Genomic DNA, 477 nt, shown 5'->3' with positions numbered 1-477 from the left:
CAGCGCCGAGGCGGCCGTGGTCCTCACCATCCTTAAAACGAGATACGCACCCAGGTGGAAGGCCCGAACATTATCTACAGGGTCGCTCGACGAGCGCCCTCACGGCACTTGCAGAGAGGGGTCCTTCCACCTGGCATCCGACCGTTCGAGGAACGGCCGGTACTCTGTCCCCGTCTTGATGACGGCGTGAGCCACGCGCGCCATCTTGGCGGTGAGCGCCGTCATCGCCTTGCGGCGACGGTCGGCATCGTCCGCGTGCCCGGCGACATATCGTCCGAGCTTGTCGCGGAAGCTGTTGTCGCGCTGACGCGCGGCGACCTGGGCAGCCATCCAGAAGGTCCGGCGCAGGCGCGCATTGCCGTACTTGGACAGCTTCGTGCGGCCACGGAACGTGCCTGACTGACACGTTGCGAGATCGAGACCGCAGAACTTCAGGAACTGACGATGATGGTTGAAGCGCCGCAGATCACCGGCCTC

At 64.8% G+C, this 477-nt stretch carries 1 pseudogene; it reads right to left on the bottom strand.

Features of this window, described 5'->3' with window-relative positions:
- Positions 1-74: 74 nt before the first annotated feature.
- Positions 75-477: pseudogene (locus tag CVH10_RS17320) on the bottom strand (transposase); the annotation flags it as partial.

It is taken from the genome of Halomonas sp. ND22Bw, assembly GCF_003011945.1.
GTDB classification, from domain to species: Bacteria; Pseudomonadota; Gammaproteobacteria; order Pseudomonadales; family Halomonadaceae; genus Halomonas; species Halomonas halophila.
The sequence above is the reverse complement of the archived record's forward strand: the minus strand, read 5'-3'. Positions and strand labels throughout refer to the sequence as shown.